This window comes from Streptomyces longwoodensis, from assembly GCF_001514125.1.
GTDB classification, from domain to species: domain Bacteria; phylum Actinomycetota; class Actinomycetes; order Streptomycetales; family Streptomycetaceae; genus Streptomyces; species Streptomyces longwoodensis.
Genome location: NZ_KQ948568.1, coordinates 50,975 through 77,055 on the forward strand (window position 1 = coordinate 50,975; position 26,081 = coordinate 77,055).

Consider the following 26,081-nt stretch of genomic DNA (forward strand, 5'->3'; position numbering starts at 1 on the left):
CGGGCCGTGCCGTGGTGCGGTGGGGGTGTGCTGCTGCTTCCCCCGTCCGTCCGCCGGCTCGCCGCGTGGTGCGTCGTGGTGCTCCTGGTGTGCGGCGTCGGGTGGGTCGGGATCCGGCTGTGCGTGGAGTTCCGCACGGCCGTCACGCCCGTGCTGCTGGCGCTGCTGGGCACCGCGCTGCTGCGGCCGCTGCACCGGCGGCTGATGCGGGTGCGGGTGCCGCGGTCGCTGTCCGCGGGGCTCACCTGTGCCGCCGTCGTCGCCGTGGTGGGCGGCGCCGTGTACATCGTGGTCGCCGCGCTCGTCGACACCGGGGACCAGATCGTCGCCTCGCTGCGGGACGCGGCGCGCTCGCTCCCGCGGCACTTCGGGACGGCGGACGCCTCCCTGGACGACCTGACGTCCCACGGGCGCGAGCTGCTCGGCAAGTTCGGCGGGACGGCCGCGTCGGGCGTCGTCAGCGGGGTGAGCGTGGTCGGCGAGACCCTCGCGATGGCCGTGCTGGCGCTGCTGCTCGTGTTCTTCTTCCTGCGCGACTCCGACCGCGCGGTGGCGGCCCTGCGCTCGCTCGCCCCGAACGGCACCGCCGACCTGCTGGAGGCGATCGCCCGGCGGGCGTTCCGCGCCGTGGAGGGCTTCATGCGCGGTACGACGCTCATCGCGCTGATCGACGCCCTGTGCATCGGCGTCGGCCTGCTGGTGCTCGACGTGCCCGGCGCCGCCGGGCTGGCCGCGCTGGTCTTCGTCGGCGCCTACATCCCCTACCTCGGCGCCTTCATCTCCGGCACGGTCGCCGTGCTGGTCGCGCTCGCCGACCGGGGCTTCGTTACCGGGCTGTGGGCCCTCGGCGTGGTGCTGGCCGTGCAGGTCCTCGAGGGCCACGTCCTGCAGCCGGCCATCCAGAGCCGCACGGTGCAGATGCACCCGGCGGTCGTCCTGCTCGCCATCGCGGCCGGCGCGTCCGTCGCCGGCATCGTCGGCATGCTCCTCGCCGTCCCCCTCACGGCAGCGGCCTTCGGCATGATCAACGAACTCCGGGAGCGCTACGGCACCGGGGGCCCCGATCCGTCAGCACCCCCGGGCCGGACGACGTAGGGCCCCCGGGCCGCCCCTTCGCGTGAGGGAGAGGCCGAGAGCCCTCTTGTTCGCCGCGGGTCAGCAGCGGCCGTAGGTGCGGGTCGACCACACCGGGTGGGTCCAGTCCCGGTAGATCACGAGGTTGCTGTCGTCCTGCAGGCGCAGGTACGCGCCGGGGCTCACGACGGCGGCGTTCCAGATGAGGATGTTCTCCTTGGTGTAGACGGCCAGGTCGCCGTTGTCCTGGAACACCGCGTAGGCCCCGGGGTTGCCGTCGGTCGCGGTGTCCCACAGGTACCGGCCGTCGTTGCAGTACAGCACCAGGTTGCCGTCCCCCTGCATGATCAGGTGCGCCTTGCTGCTGTAGAACACGGCGTCGGCGTCGAACCTGTACGTCGCCTTGAAGTACACGTTCGCCGCGCTCGCCGACGGCGCTGTCGCCGTCGCGACGCCGACAACGGCGGCAGCAGCGGCCAGCACGGCCGCCATCCTCCTGCGGACTGACATGACTGTTCCCCTCCCAGGACTGGTCGGACTCGAACGCCCGGCGAGAGCCGGGCCCCCTTCCAGGCTCGCGAGGAACGCCCGGCGGCTCCATCCCAGAAATCTGGGGTGTCGACCGCACTACTCCTGCTCGCACAGCTCGAACCAGATGCTCTTGCCCTCGCCGCGGGGGGAGACCCCCCAGGTGTCGGCGAGGAGTTCGATGAGGAGCAGGCCGCGGCCCGAGGACGCCATCTCGCCGGGGCGGCGCTTGTGCGGGAGGTCGTCGCCGGTGTCGCTGACCTCGATCCGCATCCGCCGCCCGGCCGGCCCGCTCGACACCTCCGCGACCAGCAGCGCGTCGGTGTCGGTGTGGACGAGGACGTTGGTCAGCATCTCGGAGACCAGCAGGACCGCCGAGTCGACCTGGTCGGCCGAGGCCCAGTCGTGCAGCAGCTCGCGCAGCTGCTGGCGGGCGACGGCGATCCGCTCGGGCTCGGCCTGCGCGACCGTCAGCATCGTGCGGCGCGTCCTGGGCCGTGCGGGGGCGGCCGGGCCGAGACGGCCGGCGCCGTGCCGGCACAGCAGGAGCAGCGCGATGTCGTCCTCGCGGCGGTCGCTCAGCCGGCCCGTGGTGTGGTGGGAGGAGGGTCCGTGCACCGCCTGGACCAGGGAGTCGGCCAGTTCCTCCAGGCCGGCGTCGTGTCCCTCCAGGATGCGGCGGACCCGCTGCCAGCCGGTGTCCAGGTCGTGCCCGCCGGTCTCCAGGAGGCCGTCGGTGCACAGCATCATCGCCTCGCCCGGCTCCAGCAGCAGCCGGGTGGTGGGGTAGTCGGAGTCCGGGTCCACGCCCAGCGGCGGTCCGCCCGCCGTGGCGCGCAGGATGACCGTGCCGTCGGCCAGCCGGATCGCCGGGTCGAGGTGGCCCGCCCGGGCGGCCTCCAGGACCCCGGTGGCGGGGTCGACCTCGACGTAGAGGCAGGTCGCGAAGCGCAGGTCGGAGGGGTCGTCGTCGCTGGGGGCGATCGCGGCGAAGAAGCGGGAGGCGCGGGAGAGGACGGCGTCCGGGCGGTGGCCCTCGGCGGCGTACGCGCGCAGCGCTATCCGCAGCTGGCCCATCAGCCCGGCGGCCCGGACGTCATGGCCCTGGACATCGCCGATGACCAGCGCGAACCGTCCCCCGTCGGACGGGGAGCCGCCGGGCAGCGGGATCATGTCGTACCAGTCGCCGCCGACCTGGAGGCCGCCGCCGGTGGGTATGTAGCGGGCGGCCAGGGTCATGCCGGGTATCTCGGGGCCCAGGCGTGGCAGCATGCTGCGTTGCAGTCCGTCGGTCAGCTCGCGCTGGGTCTCGGCGGCGCCCGCGCGGGACAGCGCCTGGGCCAGCATCCGGGCCACCGTGGTCAGCACCGAGCGCTCGTCGGGCGTGAACGCCACCGGGTAGGCGAAGGCCGCCATCCAGGCGCCCATCGTGCGCCCGGCCACCGTCAGCGGCAGGAAGGCCCAGGAGTGGCGGCCGAACTGCTGGGCCAGCGGCCAGGTGAGCGGGTAGCGCTGCTTGTACTGCTCGACGCTGGACAGGTACACCGCGCGGCCGGTGCGGACCACCTCGGCCGCCGGGTAGTCGGTCTCCAGCGGCATGTGCAGGAACGGCATCTCGTCGCCGGGCCGCTGACCGTGGTGGCCGATGATGGTCAGCCGGTCGCCCTCCACCCCGAAGACGGCGAGGCCGTCCGGGGAGAAGCCCGGCATGGACAGCCCGGCCGCGACCCGCAGCACCTCCTCCGTGGAGCGGGCCTCGGCCAGCGCGCGGCCCGCGTCCAGCAGGAACGCCTCCCGCGAGCGCCGCCAGTCGCCGGTGACGGCGGTGCGTCCGGCGGAGGTGCCGGGGGCCGGCTCGGTGACCTCCTGGAGCGTGCCGATCAGCTCGTACGCCTTCTTCAGGGGGTCGAAGGACGGCTTCGAGCGGCTGCGTACGACCCGGATGATCCGGCCGTGCTCGTCCATGATCCGGATGCGGACCTCGGCCAGGGTGCCCTCGGCGACCGCGAGCTGCACGACGCCGGTGATCTCGTTCCAGTCGACCGGGTGGAGGCGGGCGCGGGTCTGGGCCTCGGTGAGGACCGTCCCCTCGGCGGGCAGGCCGAGCAGCCGGGCCGCCTCGGCATCGACCGTGACCAGGCCGGTGGACGTGTCCCAGTGCCAGACTCCGGTCGCGAGGGCGGCGAGAACCTCACCCACGGCGGGCAGGGGCTCACCAGTGCGCATTGCCCCACTTTAAGAAGACCGTCCCGGGACGTGCCACCGAGCGAGTGTGAGACCGGTCACTGCAGGGCCGTAATCGACGGACCGTAACGGAGGAGAGCCGGGGGTGAGCCGCCCGGTACGCTGGGGGGTGTTTCACGTGAAACACCGGCCACACCGGCTGCGACCGGGCAGTACCGGCCGAAACCCCCACCCCGATCCGCGAAGACTGGATGAACGACGATGCATCGGTACAGGTCCCACACCTGCGGCGAGCTCCGCGCTTCTGACGTCGGCACCGACGTCCGGCTGAGTGGCTGGCTGCACAATCGGCGCGACCTGGGCGGCATCCTCTTCATCGATCTGCGCGACCACTACGGCATCACGCAGCTCGTGGCCCGTCCCGGCACGCCCGCCTACGAGGCCCTGGACAAGCTGTCCAAGGAGTCGACCGTCCGCGTCGACGGCAAGGTCGTCTCCCGCGGCGCCGAGAACATCAACGCCGACCTGCCCACCGGCGAGATCGAGGTCGAGGTCGGCGAGGTCGAGCTGCTGGGCGCGGCCGCCCCGCTGCCGTTCACGATCAACACCGAGGACGGGGTCAACGAGGAGCGGCGCCTGGAGTACCGCTTCCTGGACCTGCGCCGCGAGCGCATGCACCGCAACATCATGCTGCGCACCCAGGTCATCTCGGCCATCCGGCAGAAGATGAGCGGGCTCGGCTTCAACGAGCTGGCCACCCCGATCCTGACCGCGACCTCCCCCGAGGGCGCGCGCGACTTCGTGGTGCCCTCCCGCATCCACCCGGGCCGCTTCTACGCGCTGCCGCAGGCGCCGCAGCAGTTCAAGCAGCTGCTGATGATCTCCGGCTTCGACCGCTACTTCCAGATCGCGCCCTGCTTCCGCGACGAGGACGCCCGCGCCGACCGCTCGCCGGGCGAGTTCTACCAGCTCGACGTCGAGATGAGCTTCGTCGAGCAGGAGGACGTCTTCCAGCCGATCGAGAAGCTCATGACCGAGCTGTTCGAGGAGTTCGGCGGCGGCCGGCACGTCACCTCGCCGTTCCCGCGGATCCCGTTCCGCGAGGCGATGCTGAAGTACGGCTCCGACAAGCCGGACCTGCGGGCCCAGCTGGAGCTGGTCGACCTCACCGACGTGTTCGAGAACAGCGAGTTCAAGGCGTTCGCCGGTCAGCACGTGCGCGCGCTGCCCGTGCCGGCCGTCCAGGACCAGCCCCGCAAGTTCTTCGACCAGCTCGGCGACTTCGCCGTCTCGCAGGGCGCCAAGGGCCTGGCCTGGGTCCGCGTCGGCGAGGACGGCAAGCTGTCCGGCCCGATCGCGAAGTTCCTCACCGAGGAGAACGTCAAGATCCTCACCGAGCGCCTCGGCCTGGAGGCCGGTCACGCCGTGTTCTTCGGCGCGGGCGAGTTCGACGAGGTCTCCAAGATCATGGGCGCGGTGCGCGTCGAGGCCGCCAAGCGGGCCGGCCACTTCGAGGAGAACGTCTTCCGGTTCTGCTGGATCGTCGACTTCCCGATGTTCGAGAAGGACGAGGAGACCGGCAAGATCGACTTCTCGCACAACCCGTTCTCGATGCCCCAGGGCGGCATGGAGGCCCTGGAGTCCCAGGACCCGCTGGACATCCTGGCCTGGCAGTACGACATCGTCTGCAACGGCGTCGAGCTGTCCTCCGGCGCGATCCGCAACCACGAGCCGGACATCATGCTCAAGGCGTTCGAGATCGCGGGCTACGACCGCGAGACCACCGAGCGCGAGTTCGCGGGCATGCTGCGCGCGTTCCGCTTCGGCGCCCCGCCGCACGGCGGCATCGCCCCCGGCGTGGACCGCATCGTCATGCTCCTCGCGGACGAGCCCAACATCCGCGAGACGATCGCGTTCCCGCTCAACGGCAACGCGCAGGACCTGATGATGGGCGCCCCGACCGAGCTGGAGGAGTCCCGCCTGAGGGAGCTCCACCTGACGGTGCGCAAGCCGCAGCCGAAGTAGGAGTACACAGAGCGGACGGCCCCGGGACATCACAGTCCCGGGGCCGCGTTCATTCGGGCATCACCATTGCTCGATGCCTGCTACAGCGGCAGAGATGATGTCGGTCACCCGGTTGACGCCAGTGACGTTCAGCGTGACGTCGTTGATCGTGAAGAACACCTGATAGGCGCCCTTGTTCCCGGCATGCCGCTGCACGCCGGGCAGCCTCGCAACGACTTTGTCGAGCCGGATGTTGATGGAATCACGGGCCGAGCGGCCTGACTTCAGTGACGGCACCGGGATCTTGTCGGTGACCGCGCACTCGAGTTCCATCGATGCCGTCCCCCTGGGAGTGATGTTCTTGATGCGCGCCACTATCTCGACCTGGCCCGATCGGCTGTTCATCCGGCACTCACCCTCGGTGGCCGAGTAGTGATTGATACCGGCGTACAGGTGGCCGATGCGGCGGCAGAGGTCCCCCTCGGGTATCTGGTCCGTGCCGCTGGCGATTTGGATGACCGACTCCGCGCGGCGCAGCTCACTGACGAAGTCGACCACTGTCTGCGGCCGCTCGCTGGGCTGTTTCGACGTCGAGGACTTGTAGAGGTTGATGAGCGTTGCGGCGGCGCGGTCGTCGACCCAACTCGCGAGATCGTGAGTGAGGATCTCCACGTTCTTCGTGAAGTTCTCACCGCTCGGATCCCGCCCAGTGATGACGAAGAACATCAACTGAGCCAGGCTGAAAACGTCGACGGTCTCGCTGCGGGCCGTTCGGGCGTTGGGCTCGAACAGTTGCTCAGGGGCTGCGTAGTTGATGACCCCACCCACACCGATGTTCGTGGTGACCGTGCGGTTGGTCTCGTGGTAGGCGAGATCGAAGTCGGTCAGGTAGGGGGCGAGCCGACCATCGCCGTTGTACTCGGCGATGATGTTCTCCGGCTTTATGTCCCGGTGACGGACCTGCTGTGAGTGGGCGTGCTGAACCGTCTCACAGATATCGATCATCAGTTGGAGCACGGACTCGGGGTCACCGCGGTCGATGTAGGCCTTGCGCAGGTTGTCGCCGGGAATCGAGTCCATGAGGAACCCGTACGGTGCGGCCAGCATCTCGTGAACTCGCACGATGTACGGATGTTCCAGCTTCCGCATGTTGTTGTAGCCGTTCGCGAAGCGCCGGACCTTCACCTCGTCGTCGAGCTCGTTGCCATGAAACACTTTCATGGCGTACCGCTTTCCTCCGTCACCCTCCAGTTCCCAGACATGGCCGTATCCGCCATGCCCCAGGTGCCGGATGACGCGACCGAACCGGGTCTGCTCGCCGACGCTGATGTCAGCGAGGTTCTTCCTGAACTCGCGTACGCGGGCAACCAGGTTGATCCAGTCGCTGTTGCGGCGCAGGTCCGGTAGTGCCTTCTCCGTCTCCTCGAACCAGTTCACCACGGGCTCGAGTTCGATGGAGCACGTCTTGGAGCCCTGCTGCAGCCGTACGTTGCGTTCCGACAGTTCCGTGAGCTGGAGGTAGTGGTACTGGTCGACGAGATGGTGTGCCTTGGCCAGATTCTGCGCCAGCTCGCTTCGGTCGATGGGCGGCCCCTCCCGCTTGGGGAAGCCGGAACCCAGAACCACCGTGCCGGCGATGTCGCCCTTGAAGACAGGTGTCTGGATTTCGGATGACAGAGCCGCGGTGACGTACTCGTAGATACCCAGCAGCGTGATGTTGCCGTCCCAGTTGACCGCGTCGCCCAGCATCGCGCTGGTCAGAGCATCCGTGAAGATGCCTCGTCCTCGCCGCTCCTCGGCCTCCTCCTCAGGCCGGCAGGCGGCAAGGATGCAGCGGCTTTCGTTCACCGCTGGTACTTCGCGCTCGATGTCACCGGCCTGGAGCGGCCTGCTGTTCGTCCAGCTGTATGCCGAGCCGGAGTGGCAGCAGTCGAGGATGGTCACCACATGGTCGAAGTTGTTGCTGGCAGACTCCATGATCTGTGCCATGTCGCCGAGCGAGATACCCGGGTCGTACATCTCACCGTCGTGGGTGACCAGGTGCCCCCCTTGGCCGAGAACCTGTCCATGCCCGGCGAAGTAGAAAAGGAGAGTCCCTCCCTCTTCCTCGCCGTACGCCAGCTCGTGCAGATGACGACGAATGTTGCTGCGGGTCGCCTGCCCGTTGAGCAGCAACTTGCTGTCGAAGTCGTACTGCTCCAAGGAAAGGCAGGACGCGACGTCCTTCGCGTCGTTCACACAGCCGAACAAGGGTGCGCCCGGATAACTGTCGATACCTACGATCACTGCTCGGTTCACTCGGCCCCCCAGGCGCGTGCGTCGGACATGGTCCGTTGACCAGATGTCACGCATCGTAGTGCTGGCAGCTAAGTTCGGGTACCGCAAAGCAAGGTGAAACCGTACCGATCGCACTGAGGCGGGGGTCAGGCCCAGAAGGAGAGGCCGGTGCCGCCCAGCATGGTCGAGGCCTGCTGGGTCAGGCCCAGCGCGGCGGCCGTGAATACGCGGCTGCGGGTGGTCGTGGGGCCGGAGGTGACGCCGGGGAAGACCCAGGCCGCACCGGTGTGGTTGTTCTCACCGAAGCCGCCGACGAACAGCTCGGGACGGCCGTCCCGGTCCACGTCCCCGACGGCGACCGTGGCGCCGAACTGGTCGTCGGTCTCGGAGGCGTCCGGCACGTTCGCGCTGTCCTGGCTGAACAGGTACGACCCGGTGCCGAGGGCGCCGGTGCGGCGGCCGGGGACCACGGTCACCTGGCCGGCGTGCACCTGGCCGCCCAGGGTCTCCGACGGGGCGCCGATCACGATGTCGGCCAGCCCGTCCCGGTTCAGGTCGGCCACCGTGAGCGCGGTGCCGAACGCGTCGCCCTTCTCGCTGGTCTCGGGGACACCGGCCGTGTTCTGCGTCAGCTGCTCGGGCACCGTGTCGGGCGTGATGCCGGCGGCCGAGCCGCGCCAGACCAGCACCCGGCCGCCCACGGCGCCGTCCACGCCGTCCCGCTCGGGCTCCCACGGGTCGCCGGCGACCAGGTCGGCGTACCCGTCGCCGTTGACGTCGCCGCTCGCGATGACCAGCCCGTTCCCGTTCAGGGCCTCGCGGTACCCGGTGCCCGTGGAGACCTCGCCGCCGCTGAGGCCGCTCATGCCCCCGGTGACGACCGCCGGGTCGCTGGTGCCGTTGCCGTCGAAGTCGCCGAGGGCGACGCCCAGCGGCGAGGGGGTGTCCTGGTCCAGGTGGACCGAGCCGTAGCGGCCGGTGCGGGTGAACGGGCCGTCGAACAGGACGGTGCCGTGCCAGCCGCTCACCCCGACGCGGGTGCCGGGGCCGGCGGTGCGCACGGTGACGTCCAGTCCGTAGTACCCGGGGTCCGTCTCCGGCGTCGGCAGGTCGGTGCCGCTGGTCAGCCCGTTCGGGCCGCCCCACAGCACGGTCACCGACCCGGCGTCCGTGCCCAGGGCCGTGTCCTCGTGGGGCGTGCCGACGACGAGGTCCGCGTAGCCGTCCCGGTCGAGGTCGGCCGTCGCCGTGGACGAGCCGAACCGGTCGAAGGCCTCGGCCGTGTCGGGAACGCCCGCGGAGTTCTGGGTGATCACGGCTCGCCGGGTCGGCGACAGCCCCGCCTTCGCGCCGTACAGGACGACGACGGCGCCCGCGGCCTCCTTGCCCGCGACGTTCGCGCCGGGTGCCGACAGCACGGCGTCGCGGTAGCCGTCGCCGTTGAAGTCGCCCGGTGCCGCGTCGTGCACGGCGGCCGCCGGGGCCGCGGGCAGCAGCGCGCCGCCGAGCAGCGCGGCCAGCAGGACGGCGGCGGCGCGCGGGGCGCCCCTGCGCGGACGGTCGTTCATGGCCGTGGATCCCCTCCCCCTCGGGGCGCGCACGTCACACCCCCTCGCGGAGCCTAGACGGAACGCGCGGGGCGCCGGGGGCCGTGGCGTAAAAAAGATCACCACGGGCGGCAACTCCCGGGCGGGCGGCGGCCACTGACAGGTGTACGACCGTTCCCTCCCGTTCGAAGGAAGTCCCCGTGGCAGCTCCCTCCCACCGCCGGTCCCTCCGCCGCCGCCGTGCGCTCGTCGTCTCCGCCGCCGTCGTGGCCGCGGGCGTGGGTGCCGGTGTCGTCGTGTTCAGCGCGAACGCCGGGACCGTCGACCTGTACCACCAGACGCTCGCCGCGAAGGACGGCTGGGCCTCCTCCGGTACGGGCACCTCCGGCGGGGCCAAGGCCGACGCGGCCCACACCTTCACCGTCTCGACCCGCGCCGAGCTGGTGAAGGCGCTGGGCTCGGCGTCCGACACCACGCCCCGTGTCATCAAGGTCAAGGGCACCATCGACGCCAACACCGACGCGAGCGGCCGCAAGCTCACCTGCGCCGACTACGCCGCCGGTACCGGCTACTCGCTGAACGCCTACCTGAAGGCGTACGACCCCGCCACGTACGGCCGCTCCGAGCTGCCCTCGGGCACGCAGGAGAAGGCGCGGGCCGCCGCGCAGAAGAAGCAGGCCGCGCAGATCGTCTTCAAGGTGCCGGCCCACACGACCGTCGTGGGCGTGCCCGGCACCGGCGCCGGGATCACCGGCGGTTCGCTGCAGATCCAGAACGTCGACGACGTGATCGTCCGGAACCTGACGTTCGCCGCGACCGAGGACTGCTTCCCGCAGTGGGACCCGACCGACGGTGACGACGGCAACTGGAACTCCGCCTACGACGCGGTGACCCTGCGGGGTGCCACGCACGTGTGGGCGGACCACAACACGTTCACCGACGCGCCGCACTTCGACAGCGCCAACCCGAGGTACTTCGGCCGCGAGTACCAGATCCACGACGGCGCGCTCGACATCACCAAGAGCTCGGACCTGGTGACCGTGTCGCGCAACGAGTTCACGAACCACGACAAGACGATGCTGATCGGCAGCAGCGACAGCGAGCCCGCGGGCAAGCTGCGGGTGACGATCCACCACAACGTGTGGAAGGGCATCGTCCAGCGCGCCCCGCTGGCCCGGGTCGGCCAGGTCCACCTCTACGACAACTACTACGACGTCACGGCCGTCAACGGCTACGCGGTGCAGTACAGCATCAACTCCCGCGCCAAGGCCCAGGTCGTCGCCGAGAACAACTACTGGAAGGTCCCCTCGTCCGTGAAGGTCGCCAAGCTGCTCAGCGGCGACGGCACGGGCGCGGTCAAGGGCTCCGGCAACCTCGTCAACGGCACGGTCACGGACCTGGTCGCCGCGTACAACGCGGCCGCGTCGAAGGACCTGAAGACCTCGGTCAACTGGACCCCGACCCTGACGGCGACCCTCGAACCGGCGACGAACCTGCCGACGACGCTGGCGACGACGACGGGCGCGGGCGTCCTCAAGTAGCCATGTGCCCGGTCGTCGCGGCTTCCTCGACGCCGAAGGCGTACTCCCACTTCCAGCTCAACCGCGCACTGCCCTCAGGGCCTCGTCGGAGGGCCTCGGGTGGGTGCTCGGGACGGGGAGGGCCGTACGTCATGGCGAGTCTCACTGCTGGTGGTCGCTTCCCTCTGGGTGGGGTGACCGAGCGGGACGGCAGTCGCGGCAGCGGCCGGGGGTCGGGGCGCGGAAGGGGCGGTCGCAGCCGTCGCAGGTCTGGAACGGGTGGCGGGGTTCCCGGGGGGTGGGGGGTGGGGTGAACGGGGGTGGGGGTGGGAGGTGGGCCGTCAGGCGGTGGGCCAGGAGGGCCGCCGGGCGGGTCAGGGGCTCGTGCGGGAGGTTCGCGGTCAGGGCCTCGCGTACGGCCGTGGGGGTGAGGTCGCGCTCCAGCCAGGCGGCGACCCCGGGAGCCAGGTGTTCCGCGTCCGTGGCCGACAGCAGCAGGCGGGGATCGTGACGGCGCAGGCCCGCCAGGACGTCGACGGCCGTCCGGAGGAGCGCGGGGGCCGGGTACGCGGGCTGCGGGACGGCGGGGAGGCGCTTGCGCGGGGCCGGCTCGTCGGGGGTCGTACGCCGGGCGGGCCTGCGGGGTGCCGTCTCCCGGGCGGCGGCCCGGTGGCCCGGGCGGTTGCAGGACACCGTGCGGGTGACGATCCGGCCCGTCGCGGTGCGCTCGCGGCTGCGGCGCAGGTAGCCGTGGGTCTCCAGCTCGCGCAGCGCCGCCGCGATGCGGGTCGGGCCCTCGGGGAAGCGGGCGGCCAGGGACTTGATGTCGACGGCCGTGCCCGGGCGCACCGACTGGATGTGGCAGGCCAGTCCGATGGCGAGCAGGGACAGCTCCGGGTGCTGCGCCAGGTCGTTGCCGATCACCGTGAAGTTCTCGGTGTGGCGGACGTGTTCGTGGACGACGCCGGCCGGACGGTACCCGGCGGGGTGGTTTTTCGCCGGGACACGGGACTCGGCGGGGGTGGTCGCGCTACGGTTTTCGGTGTCCATCGGGAAGCTGTTTCCTTCCTCGGTGGTCAGGCCCTCGCAGTGGGATGGCAGTCCCGGCGAGGGCCGTCGCATGTCTGGAGTTGTCGCGTGCTGCTGGCGCTGAGCGTAGGGCACGCAACCGGGTGCGAATCCAGCCCAGTTGGGCATATTCACTCGCCGGAGTGACGCTGCCCCGCGGGAGGGAGGGGTGGGGCTTGGTGGGGTGCTTTTTCCCCGGTGGGTTGTTCTTGGGGAGCGCCGGTCCGACCGGGGCGTGGGGGCTCAGGTTCCGGTGACTGCCCTGCCCGGAGGGTGACTTCGGCCCACACCGTCTTGCGGGGCGGCAGGCCCGGGACGACCCCCCAGCGGTCCGCCAGGGCGGCCACCAGCGCCAGGCCCCGACCGCCCTCGGCACCCTCGTCCGCGGCTCGGCGGTGCGGGAGCCGGTCACCGCGCGTGTCCGTCACCTCGATACGGAGGGTCCCGCCGACCACGTACAGCAGGAGCCGGAAGTTGCGGCCCGGTACCCGGCCGTGGGTGGCGGCGTTGTTCGCCAGCTCGGCCACGATGAGCCGCGCCGGGTCCAAGGGCAGCCCCCAGCTGCGCAGTTGCTCGGTCGCCAGCAGACGGGCGAGGCGGGCGCCGCGCGGGGTCGGGGACAGCAGGACGCTGAAGTTCTGGATCACGTCACTCAGCGTGGCCGGATGCGCCTACCGTGGGGAGTGACACCGTGCTTGCGTACGGTGACTGTCCGGTCGTTGTCCGGGGGTGTCCGGGCCTGTCGGGGGAGGAACGCGCATGTCGGTGGACGGTGAGGTCCGACGTCTGAGGACCGAGGCCGACGAGCCCGGGTGGGAGGTCGACCCGGACGACGAGTGGGGCGTGGCCGTCGTCGCCACCGTGGGGCGGCAGGTGAAGCTGCGGCGCGAGGCCGTCGGCATGCGGGCCGGCGAGTTCGGCCGGGCCGTGGGGTACGGCGAGGACCTCGTCTACAAGATCGAGAGCGGGAAGCGCATCCCCCGGCCCGAGTTCCTGGACAGGGCGGACGAGGTGCTGGACGCGGGCGGGCTGCTCGCGGCGATGAAGGAGGACGTGGCCAAGGTCCGCTATCCGAAGAAGGTGCGGGATCTGGCGGACATGGAGGCGCGGGCCGTTGAGATCGGCACCTATGAATGCAACATCGTCGCTGGTTTGCTGCAGACCGAGGAACATGCCCGGTCCGTCATCGGGGCGGCGCAACCGCCGTATTCACCGGACGACGTGGAGCGCATGGTGACGGCTCGGGTGGCCAGGCGGTCGGTGTTCGCGCGGGACCCCGCCCCCGCGCTCAGCTTCGTCCTGGAAGAGGGCGTGCTGCGGCGTCCCATCGGGGGCAAGGTGGTGTGGCGCCAGCAACTCGAACGGCTGCTGGAGGTCGGGCGCTTGCACAACGTCGTCCTCCAGGTGATGCCGATGGACTGCGACACCCACTCCGGACTGGACGGGCGCATCGAGCTGTTGAAGTTCGCGGACGGCACGGCGGTGGGCCGCTCCGACGGGGCGTTCAACGGCCGGCCGATCCACGATCCCAAGCACCTGCGCATCCTCGAACTGCGGTATGGCACCATCCGGGCTCAGGCCCTCCCGCCCCGGGAGTCGCTGGCCCTGATCGAGCACCTGCTGGGAGAGACATGAACCGCAAGGACACCGCCGAGTTGACGTGGTTCAAGAGCAGTTACAGCGGCGGCAACGACGGCAATTCCTGCGTAGAGATCGCCCACACCCCCGGCACCGTCCACGTCCGTGACTCCAAGTACCGCGACGCCGGCCCCCGGCTCGCCCTCGCGCCGCAGGCCTGGGTCGGCTTCCTCGTGCTCGCCGCCGGGCGCTAGGGCTCCGGGTCCGCGTCCGGGGACGCGCCCTCCTCCAACAGGCGTTCCGCGATGTCGTCGGACCAGTGCTGGGCCCACGCGCGCAGGTCGGGGATGGAGGAGGCCTCCAGGCCGTACGCGGTGAAGGCGCTCTCCGGGTAGTAGTCCGAGCCCGTCAGGCGGGACTGGAGGGTGGGCAGGTCGAACGGGTCGCGGGCGTGGCGGCGGCCCAGTTCCTCCAGATCGGGGAAGCCGAAGCGGGTGGCGGCCGCGCGGGCGTCGATCAGGTCGACGGCGGCGCCCCGGTCGTACAGGGCGCGGATCTTGGTGCCCACCGCGTCCTCCAGGGCCAGTACCGGGCCGAGGTCGGTGACGGCGAGCGGGTGCCCGAGGGCCTCCTTGTGGAGGGACAGCTCGCTCGTCCCCCCGGTCTGCGGGTCCGTGACCGTGAGCTGCGCGGACAGCGGGGTGAGGGAGCGGATGACCACCTCGTGGCCCCGGCCGGTCAGCGCCCGCTCGACGGCGGCGGTGACCTCCTCCATCGGCTCGGGGCCCTCCGTGGCCAGGTCGACGTTGGCGTGCGGGCGCTCGATCAGGCCGTGGGCCTCCAGGGCGTGGCCGCCGGCCAGGGCCAGCGGGTGGGACAGGCCGGCGGCGACGACGTCCGCGAGGAGACGCGCGTGGGGTGCGGGAACGTTCACGGGGTGTGGAGCGTAGCGGTCCGCGCCCACACCCCGCTGGTCACGCGCTGCGCGCTCAGGCGTCCTGGCCGCCGAAGCGCTCCTTGTAGCCCTCCAGGTCCTCGTCCGTCAGCTTCGCGAACAGCACCGGCGGGACCGTGAAGGGGGTGCCGGAGGGCACCGCGGTCAGGGACCGCGCCTCGTCCGCGGTGACCCAGCGCGCGGTGTCGTCCGGCAGGGTGAACGCGGCACGCATCGCGGCCGAGGTGGTCGGGATGAACGGCTCGGAGACCACCGCGTACAGGTGGATGAGGTTCATCGCCGTGCGCAGCGTGAGGGCCGCGCCGTCCTTGTTCGTCTTGATCTCGAGCCAGGGGGCCTTCTCCTCCAGGTAGGAGTTGCCGGCCGACCACAGGGCGCGCAGCGCCGCCGCCGCCTTGCGGAACTGGATGGCCTCCATCTGCTCCTCGTACTCCGCGAGCAGCCGGGCGATCTCCGCGCCGAGCCTGGCCTCCGCCTCGCCCGGCTCGCCGCCCTCGGGGACGGCCTCGCCGAAGCGCTTGCGGGAGAACGACAGGACGCGGTTGACGAAGTTGCCGAGGGTGTCGGCCAGGTCCTTGTTCACCGTGGCCGTGAAGTGCTCCCAGGTGAACGACGAGTCGTCCGACTCCGGGGCGTTGGCCATCATGAAGTAGCGCCAGTAGTCGGCGGGCAGGATGTCGAGCGCGTCGTGCGTGAACACGCCCCGGCGCTGCGAGGTGGAGAACTTGCCGCCGTAGTAGTTCAGCCAGTTGAAGGCCTTGATGACGTCGACCTTCTTCCACGGCGCCCGGGTGCCCAGCTGGGTCGCCGGGAACATCACGCTGTGGAAGGGGACGTTGTCCTTGCCCATGAACTGCGTGTAGTGGACGTCCGCGTCCGACTCCCACCACCACGAGCGCCAGTCGCGGTTCTCCGGGTCCTGGTCCGACCACTCCTTCGTCGCGCCGATGTACTCGATCGGGGCGTCGAACCACACGTAGAAGACCTTGCCCTCGGCCGCCAGGTCCGGCCAGGTGTCCGCGGGGACCGGGACGCCCCAGTCCAGGTCACGGGTGATCGCCCGGTCGTGCAGGCCCTCCGTGAGCCACTTGCGGGCGATGGAGGACGCCAGCACCGGCCAGTTGTCGGCCCGCTCGTCCACCCACGCCTCGACCTCGTCGGCCAGCGTCGACTGGAGCAGGAAGAGGTGCTTGGTCTCGCGGACCTCCAGGTCGCTGCTGCCGCTGATCGCCGAGCGCGGCTCGATCAGGTCCGTCGGGTCCAGGACGCGGGTGCAGTTCTCGCACTGGTCGCCGCGGGCCTTGTCGTAGCCGCAGTGGGGGCAGGTGCCGATGATGTAGCGGTCCGGGAGGAAACGGCCGTCGGTCACCGAGTAGACCTGGCGGATCGCCCGCTCCTCGATGAAGCCGTTCGCCTTCAGCTCGCGGGCGATCTCCTGGGTGATCTCGTGGTTCTGCGGGGAGGAGCTGCGGCCGAAGTAGTCGAACGCCAGGCTGAACCCGTCGTAGATCGCCTTCTGCTGCTCGTGCGCCTGGGCGCAGAACTCCGCCACCGGCAGGCCCTGCTCCTGGGCGGCCAGCTCCGCGGGGGTGCCGTGCTCGTCCGTCGCGCAGATGTACAGGACGTCGTGGCCGCGCTGGCGGAGGTACCGGGAGTACACGTCCGCCGGGAGCATGGACCCCACCATGTTGCCCAGGTGCTTGATCCCGTTGATGTACGGAAGGGCGCTGGTGATGAGGTGTCGAGCCATCGGGGGCTGCTCCCAGGTCGGGTTGTTTTACGAACCTGGAAATGGTAGCCGACACGGGTCGGCCGCCCGCTTGCCGTTTTACGGGGTGGGAAGCGGGCGGCCGGGGTGCTGTTCCGGTGGCTTTTCCTGCGGGTGCTTACGGGCGCCAGTTCGTGAGGACGCCCTCGTAGAGCTCGGCGTCCGTCAGCTCGCGGGGGGTGGGGCCCGCGTGGAAGAACGACACGTTGTCCGTCTTCAGCTTGCGGAGGTAGTCGAACGCCTTGTTGTCGTGCTCGCCGAACGCGACGAACGAGAAGAACACCTCGGGGTGCTTCTTCGCGGCGGCCGTGAGGGCCTGGGTGGCCGGGGTCTTCGCGTCGGGCGCGCCGTCCGTCTGGAAGATCACGAGGGCGTTGGCCTTGGGGTCTGCGGACTTCTTGTGGTGGGCGAGGACCGCGTCTACGGCGACGTGGTAGCTCGTACGGCCCATGCGGCCGAGGGAGGCGTGCACGTCGTCGATCTTCGTGGCGCGGTCGGGGTCGGTGGGGGTGAGGTCGGTGGTGCCGTCGACCTCCGTCGAGAAGAAGACGACGTGGACGGTGGGGGTGTCGGCGGGGTCCAGGTGCTCGGCGAGGGCGAGGGTCTGGTCGGCGAGGGCCTGGGCGGAGCCGTCCTTGTAGTACGGGCGCATGCTCGCGGAGCGGTCGAGCACGAGGTAGATCTTGGCGGGGGTGTGCTGTCTGTTGAGCTTGGCCAAGGTGTGGGCGACGGGGTTCTGGGGCTCGGGTGTCTCGGTGTCGGCCTCAGGTGCCGGTGCGGGTGCCTGTGCCGGCGTCGTCTCGGCCTCGGCTTCGCCTTCGGCCTCGGTCTTGTTCCCACCCGCACCACCCGTGCTGCTTTCGTCGTCGGGTGCGGGTGGCCCCTGCGGGGCGTCCTCGCCGTCGGCGGCTGCGGGCTCGTCCGACGCCGACTCGTCCTCGACGGCCTCCGCCGTCTCGGCCTCCGGCTCGGCTGCTACGGGCTCGTCGGCCTCCGGCTCTTCGGCGACGGCCTCCGCCGCGACCGGCTCCTCGGCCGTGGGCTTCTCCTCGGCCTCTGGCTCTGCCGCGACGGCCTCCGCCGCGACCGGCTCCTCGGCCGTGGGCTTCTCCTCGGCCTCCGGCTCTTCCGCGACGGCCTCCGCCGCGACCGGCTCCTCGGCCGTGGGCTTCTCCTCGGCCTCCGGCTCTGCCGCGACCAGCTCCTCCGCGACGGGCTGCGGCTCCTCGGCTATCGGCTCCTCGGCCGCAGGCTCAGCCTCGACCGGCTCGTCCTCGGCCTTGGCCTTCTCCTCGGCCTGCGGCTCCTCGGCCGCAGGCTCAGCCTCGACCGGCTCGTCCTCGGCCTTGGCCTTCTCCTCGGCCTGCGGCTCCTCGGCGACGGGCTCTTCGGCCGCGGGCTCCGCCTCGGCCACCGGCTGCTCGGCCGGCTCCTCCTGAGGATCGGCCTTCTCCTCCACCTTGGGCTCCGCCTCGGCGGCCGGCTCGTCCTCGGGCTTGGGCTCCGCCGTGACCGGCTTCTCCTCGGTCACCGGCTTCCGTTCCGCCGCCGGGGGCTCCTTGGGGACCGTGACGTTGTCGAAGGCTGCCGCCACCAGCTCGTGTTCGTCGTCCGCCGCCGTGCGGGGCTCCGGGATCGTTGCCGTCGGGGTGTTCGCGACCGGTGTCGTCGGGGTTGCCTCCTGGGAAGGGGACGCATCCTCGGGCTGGGGACCCCGGCCCTTGCGTGGCCTGCTGAACGCGTTTCGCAGGAGAGTGAGAATGCCCATGTGCGGAACCCTTCGCGTGAGGTGAGCCGTCGAACCCTGGCCAGGACGGACACGTAAGGTTAGCGGCGGTCGGTGTCAATACCGCCCCCTGCCCTCGGGAACCGTGCCGCTGCTCGGGATTCACCCGTCGTTCACCGCCATGCCGCGCACATGCACAGACGCACCCCTAGCGTCACGTTCACACCAAGGGCACGCAAGGGGAGAGCAAAGTGCGCAAGCTGCTGCCGATCATCGGGACGCCGTCCGCGGCCCACCCCGGCGGGCGTTCCGCCATGACCTGTCGTTTCCGGTGCGGTGACGCCTGCTTCCACGAGGTCCCCAACACCAGCGACAACGCGTACGTCGGCGACGTCATCTCCGGTGCGCTGAGCCGCCGTTCGATGATGCGCGCCGCCGCCGTCGTGACGGTGGCGACCGCCGCCGCGGGCACCGTGGCGGGGACCGTGGGGGCCCCGGCCGCCTCCGCCGCGCCGACGGCCGGGAAGGGCGGGTGGCCCGCCGGGAAGGGTGACGGTGCGCGCGGGCTGCGGTTCGGCGCCGTCGCGCCCAACACGGTCGACGCGGTCGTCGTGCCGGACGGCTACCGGCAGAACGTCGTCATCCGCTGGGGCGAGCCCATCCTGCGCGGTGCCCCCGCCTTCGACCCCGAGCACCAGACCGCCGCCGCCCAGGCCGGTCAGTTCGGGTACAACAACGACTTCCTCGCGCTGCTGCCCCTGCCGGGCGAGCACGGCCGGCAGCTCCTCGTCGCCAACCACGAGTACACCGACGAGGTGCTGATGTTCCGCGGCTACGACGCCGCCAACCCCACTCGGCAGCAGGTCGAGGTCGCCTGGGCGGCGCACGGTCTGTCCGCCGTCGTGGTGGAGGAGGACCGCCGTACCGGGAAGCTCACGCCCGTGCCGCGCCACCACCTCAACCGGCGCGTCACCGCCACCACCGAGTTCCGGCTCACCGGGCCCGCCGCCGGGTCGGACCTGCTGAAGACCTCCGCCGACCCGACCGGCACCAAGGTGCTCGGCACGCTGAACAACTGCTCCGGCGGCACCACCCCGTGGGGCACGACCCTGCACGGCGAGGAGAACTTCAACCAGTACTTCGCGAACAGCGGCCGCCCCACCGACAAGCGCTACGGCATCGGCACCGGCGCCACCGAGCGCAAGTGGGAGCGTTTCGACCAGCGGTTCGACGTCGCCCGGGAGCCCAACGAGGTGCACCGGTTCGGGTACGTCGTCGAGTTCGACCCGTACGACCCGTCGTCCACGCCGCGCAAGCACACCGCGCTCGGCCGGTTCAAGCACGAGGCCGCCACCGTGCGGCTGACCGCCGACGGGCGGCCGGTCGTCTACTCGGGCGACGACGAGCGGTTCGACTACTTCTACAAGTTCGTGAGCAGCAAGCGGATGCGGAAGGGGTCGGGCCGTGCCGTGCGCGAGCACAACCTCTCGCTGCTCGACGAGGGCACCCTGTACGTCGCCCGGCTCACCGGTGACTCCCCGGCCGCCGAGATCGACGGGACGGGCACGCTGCCCGCCGACGGTGAGTTCGACGGCAGCGGCGCGTGGATCCCACTGGCCACCGCGACCGCCGACGGCGCCGTCTCGCACGTCGAGGGCATGACCGCCGACGAGGTGTTCGTCTTCACCCGCCTCGCCGGTGACAAGGTCGGCGCCACCAAGATGGACCGGCCCGAGGACATCCAGCCCAACCCGGTCTCCGGCAAGGTGTACGTCGTCCTCACCAACAACTCCAACCGCGGGGTCGGCGCCAACGCGAAGGCCGACGAGGCCAACCCGCGCACCGCCAACAAGCACGGGCACGTCCTGGAGCTCACCGAGCGGCGCAACCGGCCGGAGTCGCTGACCTTCGCCTGGTCGCTGTTCCTGGTCGCCGGCGACCCGGACGACCCGGCCACCTACTTCGCCGGGTTCCCGAAGGACCAGGTCAGCCCGATCTCCTGCCCGGACAACGTGGCCTTCGACCCGCACGGCAACCTGTGGATCTCCACCGACGGCAACCAGCTCGGCTCGCACGACGGCCTGTTCGGCGTGGCCACGCGCGGCGAGCGGCGCGGTGAGCTGAAGCAGTTCCTGACCGTGCCGACCGGCGCCGAGACCTGTGGGCCGATCGTGCAGGACCGGCGCGTCCTGGTCGCCGTGCAGCACCCCGGGGAGATCGACGGCGCGTCCGTGGAGAAGCCCGCGAGCACCTGGCCCGACGGGCCCGGCAAGATCGTGCGGCCCGCGGTCGTCGCGGTGTGGCGGGCGGACGGGCGGGACATCGGCGTCTGAGCCGTCTGTCCTGTGACGTCGTCCGTGTGACGTCGTCCGCGTGACGTCGTCCGTGCGGCGGGGGCCGTGGTCTCCGCCGCACCGGGCATCGGTCACCGGTCCCGGTCCGCCGCCTCCACGCGCGTGAGGAACGCGGCCAGGGCTTCGTCGAAGGCCGCCGGGGACTCCAGGTTGGGCAGGTGGGCGGTGCGGGGGATCACCGCGAGGGTCGCGTCGGGGAGCGCGGCGTGCAGGGAGCGGGCCTCGGCGACCGGGGTGTACGTGTCGTCCTCGCCGACGACCACCAGCGCCGGGACGGTGACCTCGGCCAGCAGGGGGCGGTAGTCGGGGCGTTCGGCCCGGCCGCGCAGGGCCGCGGCGGCGCCCTCGGGGGAGGTGGCCGTCATCATGCGGTGGACGTGGGCCTTGACCTCGGGGTCGGCGTAGGGGGCGACCATCTTCTCCAGGACCTCGTCGGCGTAGCCGCGCAGGCCCTCGGCGAGCAGCCGGTCGGCCATGGCGGCCCGGGCCGCCTTCCCCGCGCTCGTCTCGGGTGCCGCCGAGGTGTCCGCGAGGACCAGGCCCCGGACGCGGTGGCCGAAGCGGGCGTAGCACTCCAGGGCGATCTGGCCGCCCATGGACAGGCCGGCCAGGACGAAGCGGTCCACGCCGAGGGTGTCGAGCAGGTCCTCGACGTCCTCGGCGAAGCGGGACAGCGGGGTGCGGCCGGGGGTGACGGGGGAGGCGCCGTAGCCGCGCAGGTCGGGCGCCACGACCCGGCGTTCCGCCGCGAACGCGGCCACCTGGGGAGCCCACATCGTGCGGTCGAAGGGGTGGCCGTGGATCAGGACAAGGGGAAGCCGGGGGGAATCCGCACCTTTGTCCTCGTATGCGAGGAAGGGGGTCATGGGAGCGACCCTAGGCGGGGCCAACTCCTCGGTGCAATATCGTCTTTGCCCTCGGTGCAATGCCGGGACGAGGGTGTGGGCGAGGGGGAGGGGGCCGGGCGTGGAGTCCTATCGGCGCATCGTCGAGCGGATCGCCGGTGACATCCGGGACGGGCGGCTGCTGCCGGGGCAACGGCTGCCGCCGCAGCGGGTGTTCGCGCGGCGGCACCGCATCGCGCCGTCCACCGCCGGGCGGGTCTACGGCGAACTCGTGCGGCGCGGGCTGGTCGTGGGCGAGGTGGGGCGGGGGACGTTCGTGCGGGCCGCGCCCGGGGCGCCGGCGGGGCGGGCGCTGGTGGAGGGCGGCGGGCCGCGCGACGTGGTGAACCTGGAGCTCAACTACCCCTCCGTACCAGGCCAGTCGGAGTTGCTGGCCCCCGCGCTGGCCCCGCTGCTGCGCCCCGACGTCCTCACCGAGGCCCTGCGCCCGGCCCCGGCCGTGGGGACGCCGGCCGCCCGCGAGGCCGCCGCGGCACTGCTCGCCGTCCCGGGCGGTGCCGCGCGGGCCGGGTGGCGGCCCGAGGCGGGGCAGGTGCTGTTCACCGGGAACGCGCGGCAGGCCATCGCCGCCGCGCTCGGCTCGCTGGTGCCGGCCGGGGGGCGGGCCGGGGTGGACGAGCTGACGTATCCGCTGGTCAAGGAGATCGCCGGGCGGCTGGGGGTGCGGCTGGTGCCGGTCGGCGGGGACGAGGAGGGGATGCGGCCGGACGCCCTGGCCGCGACGCACCGCTCGGGCGCGCTGTCCGCCCTGTACCTCCAGCCGGCGCTGCACAACCCGACCTCGCGCGCAACCGGTGAGCGGCGGCTGGCCGAACTCGCCGCGGTGATCGGCGACCTGGGGCTGCCGGTCGTGGAGGACCGGATCTGGTCCTTCCTGCGGCCCGGTGCCGTGCCGCTCGCCGCGCACCTGCCCGGCCTCGCGCACGTCGTCGACGGGCTGTCCAAGCGGGTCGCGCCGGGGCTGACCGTCGGGTTCCTCGTCGTCCCGCCGGAGCGGGTGGAGACGGTCGCCGCGGCCGTGCGGTCCGGCGGGTGGAGCGCGGGGCGGTTCGCGCTGGAGGCGGCGGTGCGGTGGCTCGGGGACGGGACGGTGGAGCGGCTGGTCGCGGCCAAGCGGGAGGACGCGCGGCGGCGGCAGGAACTGGTGCGCGAGCACCTGGCCGGGCTGCGCGTGCGCAGCGACCCCGGCGCCTACGTCGCCTGGTGGGAGCTGCCCGCGCCCTGGCGGGCCGACACCTTCACCGCCGCCGCGGCCGCACACGGCATCGCCGTCACCCCGGGCACCGCCTTCACCGTCGACCCGCACCGCACCCCGGACGCCGTCCGTCTGGGCCTGGCCTCGGCCCCGCCACGCACCCTGGAACGAGCGCTGCGAACCCTGGCCGACGTCGCCCGCGCGGGCCCGCCCGGCGGGTGAGCCGGGTGAGGGTGGCCGCCGTCAGGCCGGGGAGGGCACCGCACGCCGGGCGCCGTCAGGCCCTCGCTCGGCCCGGTTGTGTCGGGGAGCCCGGGGTCGGTGTCGGGGGCGTGCGGCGGCGGCTGCGGAGGGAGGCGCGGCGGGTGAGCCAGGTGATGGCGGCCGCCGTGAGGCCCAGGACGAGCAGGAGCCATGACGCGGTGCGCAGGGTCGCGGTGAGGGCGTCGTAGACGGCGGCGGCGGCCGGGCGGTGGGCCGGGTCGCGCAGGTCGGCCAGGGTGAGGCGGCGCCCGATGGCCACCGCGAGGCCCAGGAACGCCCCGCCCAGCGCGGTGCCCAGCGCGGTCGCGGTGACGGCGCGGCGGCGGCACGCGGCGACGGTGATCCCGGCGGCGCCGCAGAGCACGGCCGCGAGCGGCAGCCAGAATCCGGCGGTGTGCAGCACGTGGTAGCCCTTCCTCAGGGCCGCCAGCTCCCCCGGCGGCAGGACCGCGACGGGCCGGTGCTCGACCGGGAGGCGGGCGGCGAACGGGGCGTGGTCCTCGGTGAGGCTGCGCTTGAGCGGGGTGGTGACCGTGGCCAGGTCGACGGTCACGGGTCCGGCGCGGGTGTCGTCGTGCAGGGCCGTCATCACCGCCGCGTGCGCGGCCTGGTTGCCCGCGTCCCAGGCGGTGCGGAAGGCGCGGGTCGCGGTGAAGGAACGGGCCGCGTCCTCGGCGAAGACCCGGTTCACGCCGATCTCCTGCGCGATGCCGTCGCCCACGGTGTCCGCGACGGCGTCCCGCACCGCCGGGTCGGCGGCCAGCGGGGCCATCGTGGTGACGTAGCGGTCGGTGTCCGTCAGGTCGTACGCCGCCCAGGCCGCCAGCGTGCCCAGCGGCACGAGCAGGCAGGCGAGCGCGATCAGGACGGCCGAGGAGGCGGTCCTCAGACGGGGCGACACCCTTCAAGGCAACGGCGCCGGAGGGCGCACCGCGAGCGAGCGTGGGCCGTTCGGGTGGGCGGTCCGGCGCCTAGGGGGTGTCCGCCGGTGCGCCATGATGGGCCCGTGGACTTCGAGCCGTACCGGGGCGAGTTGGTGGCGTACTGCTACCGCATGCTGGGCTCCTTCCACGAGGCCGAGGACCTGGTGCAGGAGACGATGCTGCGCGCCTGGAAGGCCCGCGACCGCTACGACGCCACGCGCGCGTCCGTGCGGACCTGGCTGTACCGGATCGCGACCAACGCCTGCCTGACCGCGCTGGAGGGGCGCGCGCGGCGGCCCCTGCCGTCCGGCCTGGGCGCGCCGGGCGAGGACATCGGGGCGCCGCTCACGCCGGCCCTGGACGTGCCGTGGCTGGAGCCGTTCCCGGACGCGCGCCACGACGCGGAGGCGCGGGCGGACCTGCGGCTGGCGCTGGTGGCGGCGCTCCAGGTGCTGCCGCCGCGCCAGCGGGCCGTGCTGGTGCTGCGGGAGGTGCTCCAGTTCACCGCCGCCGAGGTCGCCGACCAGCTGGGGACGACGGCCGCGGCCGTGAACAGCGCGCTGCAGCGGGCCCGCGGGGCCGTCGCGGAGGTGGGCGGCGCGGACGAGGTGACCGAGCCGGGCGATCCCGAGGTGCGCGCGGTGGTCCAGCGGTACGTGTCCGCGTTCGAGGCGGCCGACGTGCCCGCGCTGGTGCGGCTGCTCACCGACGACGCGGTCCTGGAGATGCCGCCGGTGCCGCTGTGGTACCGGGGCAGCCGCGCCTACGGCCGGTTCCTGGACCGGGTGTTCGCCCTGCGCGGCACGGGCTGGCGCATGACGGTCCTGACCGCCAACGGGCAGCCCGCGCTCGCCGCGTACGCGCCGGAGCCGGACGGCGGGCACCGGCTGCACTCCCTCCAGGTGGTCACGGTCACCGGCGGCCGGGTCGCCCGCACCGTGGTGTTCGCCGACCCGCGGGTGGGCGAGGCGTTCGGCCTGCCCGCGAGGACCGACGGGGACGGGTTCCGCCCGGAGCGATGAACCGGGCCGGTGCCGCCGGTACGTACCGGTGAGCACCGAGCGAAGGGACACCCCTCATGAGCGTCATCGTCATCGAGTTCCTCACCCTGGACGGCTTCGCGTCCGACCCGGACGGCTCCCAGGGCACGCCGGGCGGCGGCTGGGCCTTCCGGCACGGCCCCGAGGCGGTCGCCGGGGACAAGTTCCGGCTGGGCGCCACCCTCGACGAGGGGGTCCTGCTGCTGGGCCGCACCACGTGGGAGCTGTTCTCGCGGATCTGGCCCGGACGCGACGACCCCTTCGCGGCGCGCATGAACGCCGTCCCCAAGCAGGTCGTCTCCCGGACCCTGACCGACACGTCGGCGTGGGCCCGCTCCGGGGTCGTCGGCGGCGACCCGGTCGAGGCCGTGCGGCGCGAGGAGCGCGACGTGATCGTCACCGGCAGCCTGGGCGTGGTGCGCGCGCTGATGGCCGCGGACCTGGTCGACGAGTACCGGCTGCTGACCTTCCCCACCGTGCTCGGCGCGGGCCGGCGGCTCTTCCCGGACGACGGCCCGCAGGCCGACCTGGAGTGCGTGTCGGCCGAGCGGGCCGGCGCCGCCGTCCTCGGGCGGTACCGCAGGACGGCGGCGTGACGGGGTGACGGGCGGGGGCGGCGGGGCTACCGGACGCGGTGGCCCTCCGCGTCCTCGCGGGTGTAGTAGCGGTAGAAGAGCAGCAGGAACGCGCCCGCCGAGACCGCGAGCGACATGAGCACCGCGCGGCCCACGCTCGCGTCGGTCTGGCTGTAGCTGAAGCCGAACGCGCAGCCGATGAACGCCGTCCACAGCCCGGCGTGCAGTTCGCGGGGCAGGCGCCGGGTCACGGTCCGCACGGCCACGTACAGCACCATGAACGCGAGGGCCGTGACGAAGCCGAACAGGACGTTCCAGCCCGTGATGGGGCCGCCCGAGCGGCGGATCTCGGCGGTCCAGTAGCCGTAGACGAGGCCGAGCGCGACGGGCGTCACCCAGGCCATGACCCGGTGAACGCTCGCGTCGAAGACGTCGCGTGTCCGGTGCATCCCGGTGGGCGTGCCCGCGGTGGGTGCGGCGTTGGCCATGGGAGCACTCCTTTCTCCTCGCTGCTCCTGGCAGCTCCTCGCCCCGGCTTCCAGGGCACACCCGCGGCGGAGCGGGGGCAACTCGGGCGGCGTCGGCGCGGATGCGGG

The 26,081-nt window shown here is 72.2% G+C and carries 21 protein-coding genes; 9 read left to right on the top strand and 12 right to left on the bottom strand.

Going from position 1 to position 26,081, the window contains the following annotated elements:
- Positions 1-27: 27 nt before the first annotated feature.
- On the top strand, positions 28-1,095 hold the full coding sequence (locus AQJ30_RS35515) for an AI-2E family transporter (protein ID WP_067242115.1): 1,068 nt from the start codon (positions 28-30) through the stop codon (positions 1,093-1,095).
- Between the two features lie 60 nt (positions 1,096-1,155).
- Here AQJ30_RS35515 and AQJ30_RS35520 read toward each other — a convergent pair whose 3' ends face one another.
- Together AQJ30_RS35520 and AQJ30_RS35525 are read right to left on the bottom strand one after the other, a co-directional pair.
- On the bottom strand, positions 1,156-1,584 hold the full coding sequence (locus tag AQJ30_RS35520) for a hypothetical protein (RefSeq protein ID WP_079084533.1): 429 nt from the start codon (positions 1,582-1,584) through the stop codon (positions 1,156-1,158).
- A gap of 117 nt (positions 1,585-1,701) precedes the next feature.
- Complete coding sequence (locus AQJ30_RS35525) at positions 1,702-3,828, bottom strand: SpoIIE family protein phosphatase (protein ID WP_067242121.1); 2,127 nt, start codon at positions 3,826-3,828, stop codon at positions 1,702-1,704.
- 219 nt (positions 3,829-4,047) lie between these two features.
- Between AQJ30_RS35525 and aspS the strand changes: the two genes are divergently transcribed.
- A complete protein-coding gene (gene aspS, locus AQJ30_RS35530; RefSeq protein WP_067242123.1) occupies positions 4,048-5,811 on the top strand; it encodes an aspartate--tRNA ligase in 1,764 nt (587 codons plus the stop codon).
- 60 nt (positions 5,812-5,871) lie between these two features.
- On the opposite strand, the gene AQJ30_RS35535 is transcribed toward aspS, so the two are convergent.
- Complete coding sequence (locus tag AQJ30_RS35535) at positions 5,872-8,076, bottom strand: protein kinase domain-containing protein (RefSeq protein WP_067242125.1); 2,205 nt, start codon at positions 8,074-8,076, stop codon at positions 5,872-5,874.
- 137 nt (positions 8,077-8,213) lie between these two features.
- Positions 8,214-9,635 carry an FG-GAP-like repeat-containing protein gene (locus AQJ30_RS35540; protein WP_067242126.1) on the bottom strand — a complete coding sequence of 474 codons (1,422 nt, stop codon included), beginning with the start codon at positions 9,633-9,635 and terminating at the stop codon, positions 8,214-8,216.
- 179 nt (positions 9,636-9,814) lie between these two features.
- On the opposite strand from AQJ30_RS35540, the gene AQJ30_RS35545 reads away from it, so the two are divergent.
- Positions 9,815-11,155, top strand: a complete 1,341-nt coding sequence (locus AQJ30_RS35545) for a pectate lyase family protein (protein WP_067242128.1) — start codon at positions 9,815-9,817, stop codon at positions 11,153-11,155.
- A 141-nt stretch (positions 11,156-11,296) separates the two neighbouring features.
- Here the strand turns inward: AQJ30_RS35545 and AQJ30_RS35550 are convergent, their stop codons facing one another.
- Entirely contained in the window at positions 11,297-12,184 is an 888-nt protein-coding gene (locus AQJ30_RS35550; protein WP_067242129.1) for a helix-turn-helix domain-containing protein, read from the bottom strand.
- 149 nt (positions 12,185-12,333) lie between these two features.
- A complete protein-coding gene (locus AQJ30_RS35555; RefSeq protein WP_079084535.1) occupies positions 12,334-12,849 on the bottom strand; it encodes an ATP-binding protein in 516 nt (171 codons plus the stop codon).
- Between the two features lie 112 nt (positions 12,850-12,961).
- On the opposite strand from AQJ30_RS35555, the gene AQJ30_RS35560 reads away from it, so the two are divergent.
- Positions 12,962-13,837: a helix-turn-helix domain-containing protein gene (locus AQJ30_RS35560; protein ID WP_067242133.1), complete on the top strand. Its 876-nt coding sequence runs from the start codon at positions 12,962-12,964 to the stop codon at positions 13,835-13,837.
- Complete coding sequence (locus tag AQJ30_RS35565) at positions 13,834-14,034, top strand: DUF397 domain-containing protein (protein WP_067242134.1); 201 nt, start codon at positions 13,834-13,836, stop codon at positions 14,032-14,034. The genes AQJ30_RS35560 and AQJ30_RS35565 overlap by 4 nt, the downstream gene beginning before the upstream one ends.
- Here AQJ30_RS35565 and AQJ30_RS35570 read toward each other — a convergent pair.
- From AQJ30_RS35570 to AQJ30_RS35580, 3 genes are all read right to left on the bottom strand, one after another.
- Positions 14,031-14,714 (bottom strand): nucleotidyl transferase AbiEii/AbiGii toxin family protein, encoded by a 684-nt coding sequence (locus AQJ30_RS35570; RefSeq protein ID WP_067242307.1) that lies wholly within the window; start codon positions 14,712-14,714, stop codon positions 14,031-14,033. The two genes, AQJ30_RS35565 and AQJ30_RS35570, sit on opposite strands and share 4 nt — an antisense overlap.
- A 55-nt stretch (positions 14,715-14,769) precedes the next feature.
- Complete coding sequence (gene metG, locus AQJ30_RS35575; RefSeq protein WP_067242137.1) at positions 14,770-16,485, bottom strand: methionine--tRNA ligase; 1,716 nt, start codon at positions 16,483-16,485, stop codon at positions 14,770-14,772.
- A 136-nt stretch (positions 16,486-16,621) separates the two neighbouring features.
- The gene (locus AQJ30_RS35580) at positions 16,622-18,271 is read right to left on the bottom strand and encodes a VWA domain-containing protein (protein ID WP_079084536.1); all 1,650 of its coding nucleotides are present in this window, start codon (positions 18,269-18,271) and stop codon (positions 16,622-16,624) included.
- 209 nt (positions 18,272-18,480) lie between these two features.
- Between AQJ30_RS35580 and AQJ30_RS35585 the strand changes: the two genes are divergently transcribed.
- On the top strand, positions 18,481-20,562 hold the full coding sequence (locus AQJ30_RS35585) for a PhoX family protein (protein ID WP_067242138.1): 2,082 nt from the start codon (positions 18,481-18,483) through the stop codon (positions 20,560-20,562).
- A gap of 92 nt (positions 20,563-20,654) precedes the next feature.
- Here AQJ30_RS35585 and AQJ30_RS35590 read toward each other — a convergent pair whose 3' ends face one another.
- Complete coding sequence (locus AQJ30_RS35590) at positions 20,655-21,449, bottom strand: alpha/beta fold hydrolase (RefSeq protein WP_067242141.1); 795 nt, start codon at positions 21,447-21,449, stop codon at positions 20,655-20,657.
- A gap of 100 nt (positions 21,450-21,549) precedes the next feature.
- On the opposite strand from AQJ30_RS35590, the gene AQJ30_RS35595 reads away from it, so the two are divergent.
- Positions 21,550-22,905 (top strand): aminotransferase-like domain-containing protein, encoded by a 1,356-nt coding sequence (locus tag AQJ30_RS35595; RefSeq protein ID WP_067242142.1) that lies wholly within the window; start codon positions 21,550-21,552, stop codon positions 22,903-22,905.
- A 55-nt stretch (positions 22,906-22,960) separates the two neighbouring features.
- Here the strand turns inward: AQJ30_RS35595 and AQJ30_RS35600 are convergent, their stop codons facing one another.
- Entirely contained in the window at positions 22,961-23,848 is an 888-nt protein-coding gene (locus AQJ30_RS35600; protein ID WP_067242145.1) for a hypothetical protein, read from the bottom strand.
- 105 nt (positions 23,849-23,953) lie between these two features.
- Between AQJ30_RS35600 and AQJ30_RS35605 the strand changes: the two genes are divergently transcribed.
- Both AQJ30_RS35605 and AQJ30_RS35610 read left to right on the top strand, forming a co-directional pair.
- On the top strand, positions 23,954-24,892 hold the full coding sequence (locus tag AQJ30_RS35605) for a sigma-70 family RNA polymerase sigma factor (protein ID WP_067242148.1): 939 nt from the start codon (positions 23,954-23,956) through the stop codon (positions 24,890-24,892).
- Positions 24,893-24,948: 56 nt separating this feature from the next.
- Positions 24,949-25,506 carry a dihydrofolate reductase family protein gene (locus AQJ30_RS35610; RefSeq protein WP_067242150.1) on the top strand — a complete coding sequence of 186 codons (558 nt, stop codon included), beginning with the start codon at positions 24,949-24,951 and terminating at the stop codon, positions 25,504-25,506.
- Between the two features lie 26 nt (positions 25,507-25,532).
- On the opposite strand, the gene AQJ30_RS35615 is transcribed toward AQJ30_RS35610, so the two are convergent.
- On the bottom strand, positions 25,533-25,973 hold the full coding sequence (locus tag AQJ30_RS35615) for a hypothetical protein (RefSeq protein ID WP_067242152.1): 441 nt from the start codon (positions 25,971-25,973) through the stop codon (positions 25,533-25,535).
- Positions 25,974-26,081 lie beyond the last annotated feature (108 nt).

Bases quoted from the DNA above. Each gene is read 5' to 3' on its own strand.
- AQJ30_RS35520 (WP_079084533.1), bottom strand. From the start codon at position 1,584: ATGTCAGTCCGCAGGAGGATGGCGGCCGTGCTGGCCGCTGCTGCCGCC.
- AQJ30_RS35525 (WP_067242121.1), bottom strand. From the start codon at position 3,828: ATGCGCACTGGTGAGCCCCTGCCCGCCGTGGGTGAGGTTCTCGCCGCC.
- aspS (WP_067242123.1), top strand. From the start codon at position 4,048: ATGCATCGGTACAGGTCCCACACCTGCGGCGAGCTCCGCGCTTCTGAC.
- AQJ30_RS35540 (WP_067242126.1), bottom strand. From the start codon at position 9,635: ATGAACGACCGTCCGCGCAGGGGCGCCCCGCGCGCCGCCGCCGTCCTG.
- AQJ30_RS35550 (WP_067242129.1), bottom strand. From the start codon at position 12,184: ATGGACACCGAAAACCGTAGCGCGACCACCCCCGCCGAGTCCCGTGTC.
- AQJ30_RS35560 (WP_067242133.1), top strand. From the start codon at position 12,962: ATGTCGGTGGACGGTGAGGTCCGACGTCTGAGGACCGAGGCCGACGAG.
- AQJ30_RS35565 (WP_067242134.1), top strand. From the start codon at position 13,834: ATGAACCGCAAGGACACCGCCGAGTTGACGTGGTTCAAGAGCAGTTAC.
- metG (WP_067242137.1), bottom strand. From the start codon at position 16,485: ATGGCTCGACACCTCATCACCAGCGCCCTTCCGTACATCAACGGGATC.
- AQJ30_RS35580 (WP_079084536.1), bottom strand. From the start codon at position 18,271: ATGGGCATTCTCACTCTCCTGCGAAACGCGTTCAGCAGGCCACGCAAG.
- AQJ30_RS35590 (WP_067242141.1), bottom strand. From the start codon at position 21,449: ATGACCCCCTTCCTCGCATACGAGGACAAAGGTGCGGATTCCCCCCGG.
- AQJ30_RS35610 (WP_067242150.1), top strand. From the start codon at position 24,949: ATGAGCGTCATCGTCATCGAGTTCCTCACCCTGGACGGCTTCGCGTCC.
- AQJ30_RS35615 (WP_067242152.1), bottom strand. From the start codon at position 25,973: ATGGCCAACGCCGCACCCACCGCGGGCACGCCCACCGGGATGCACCGG.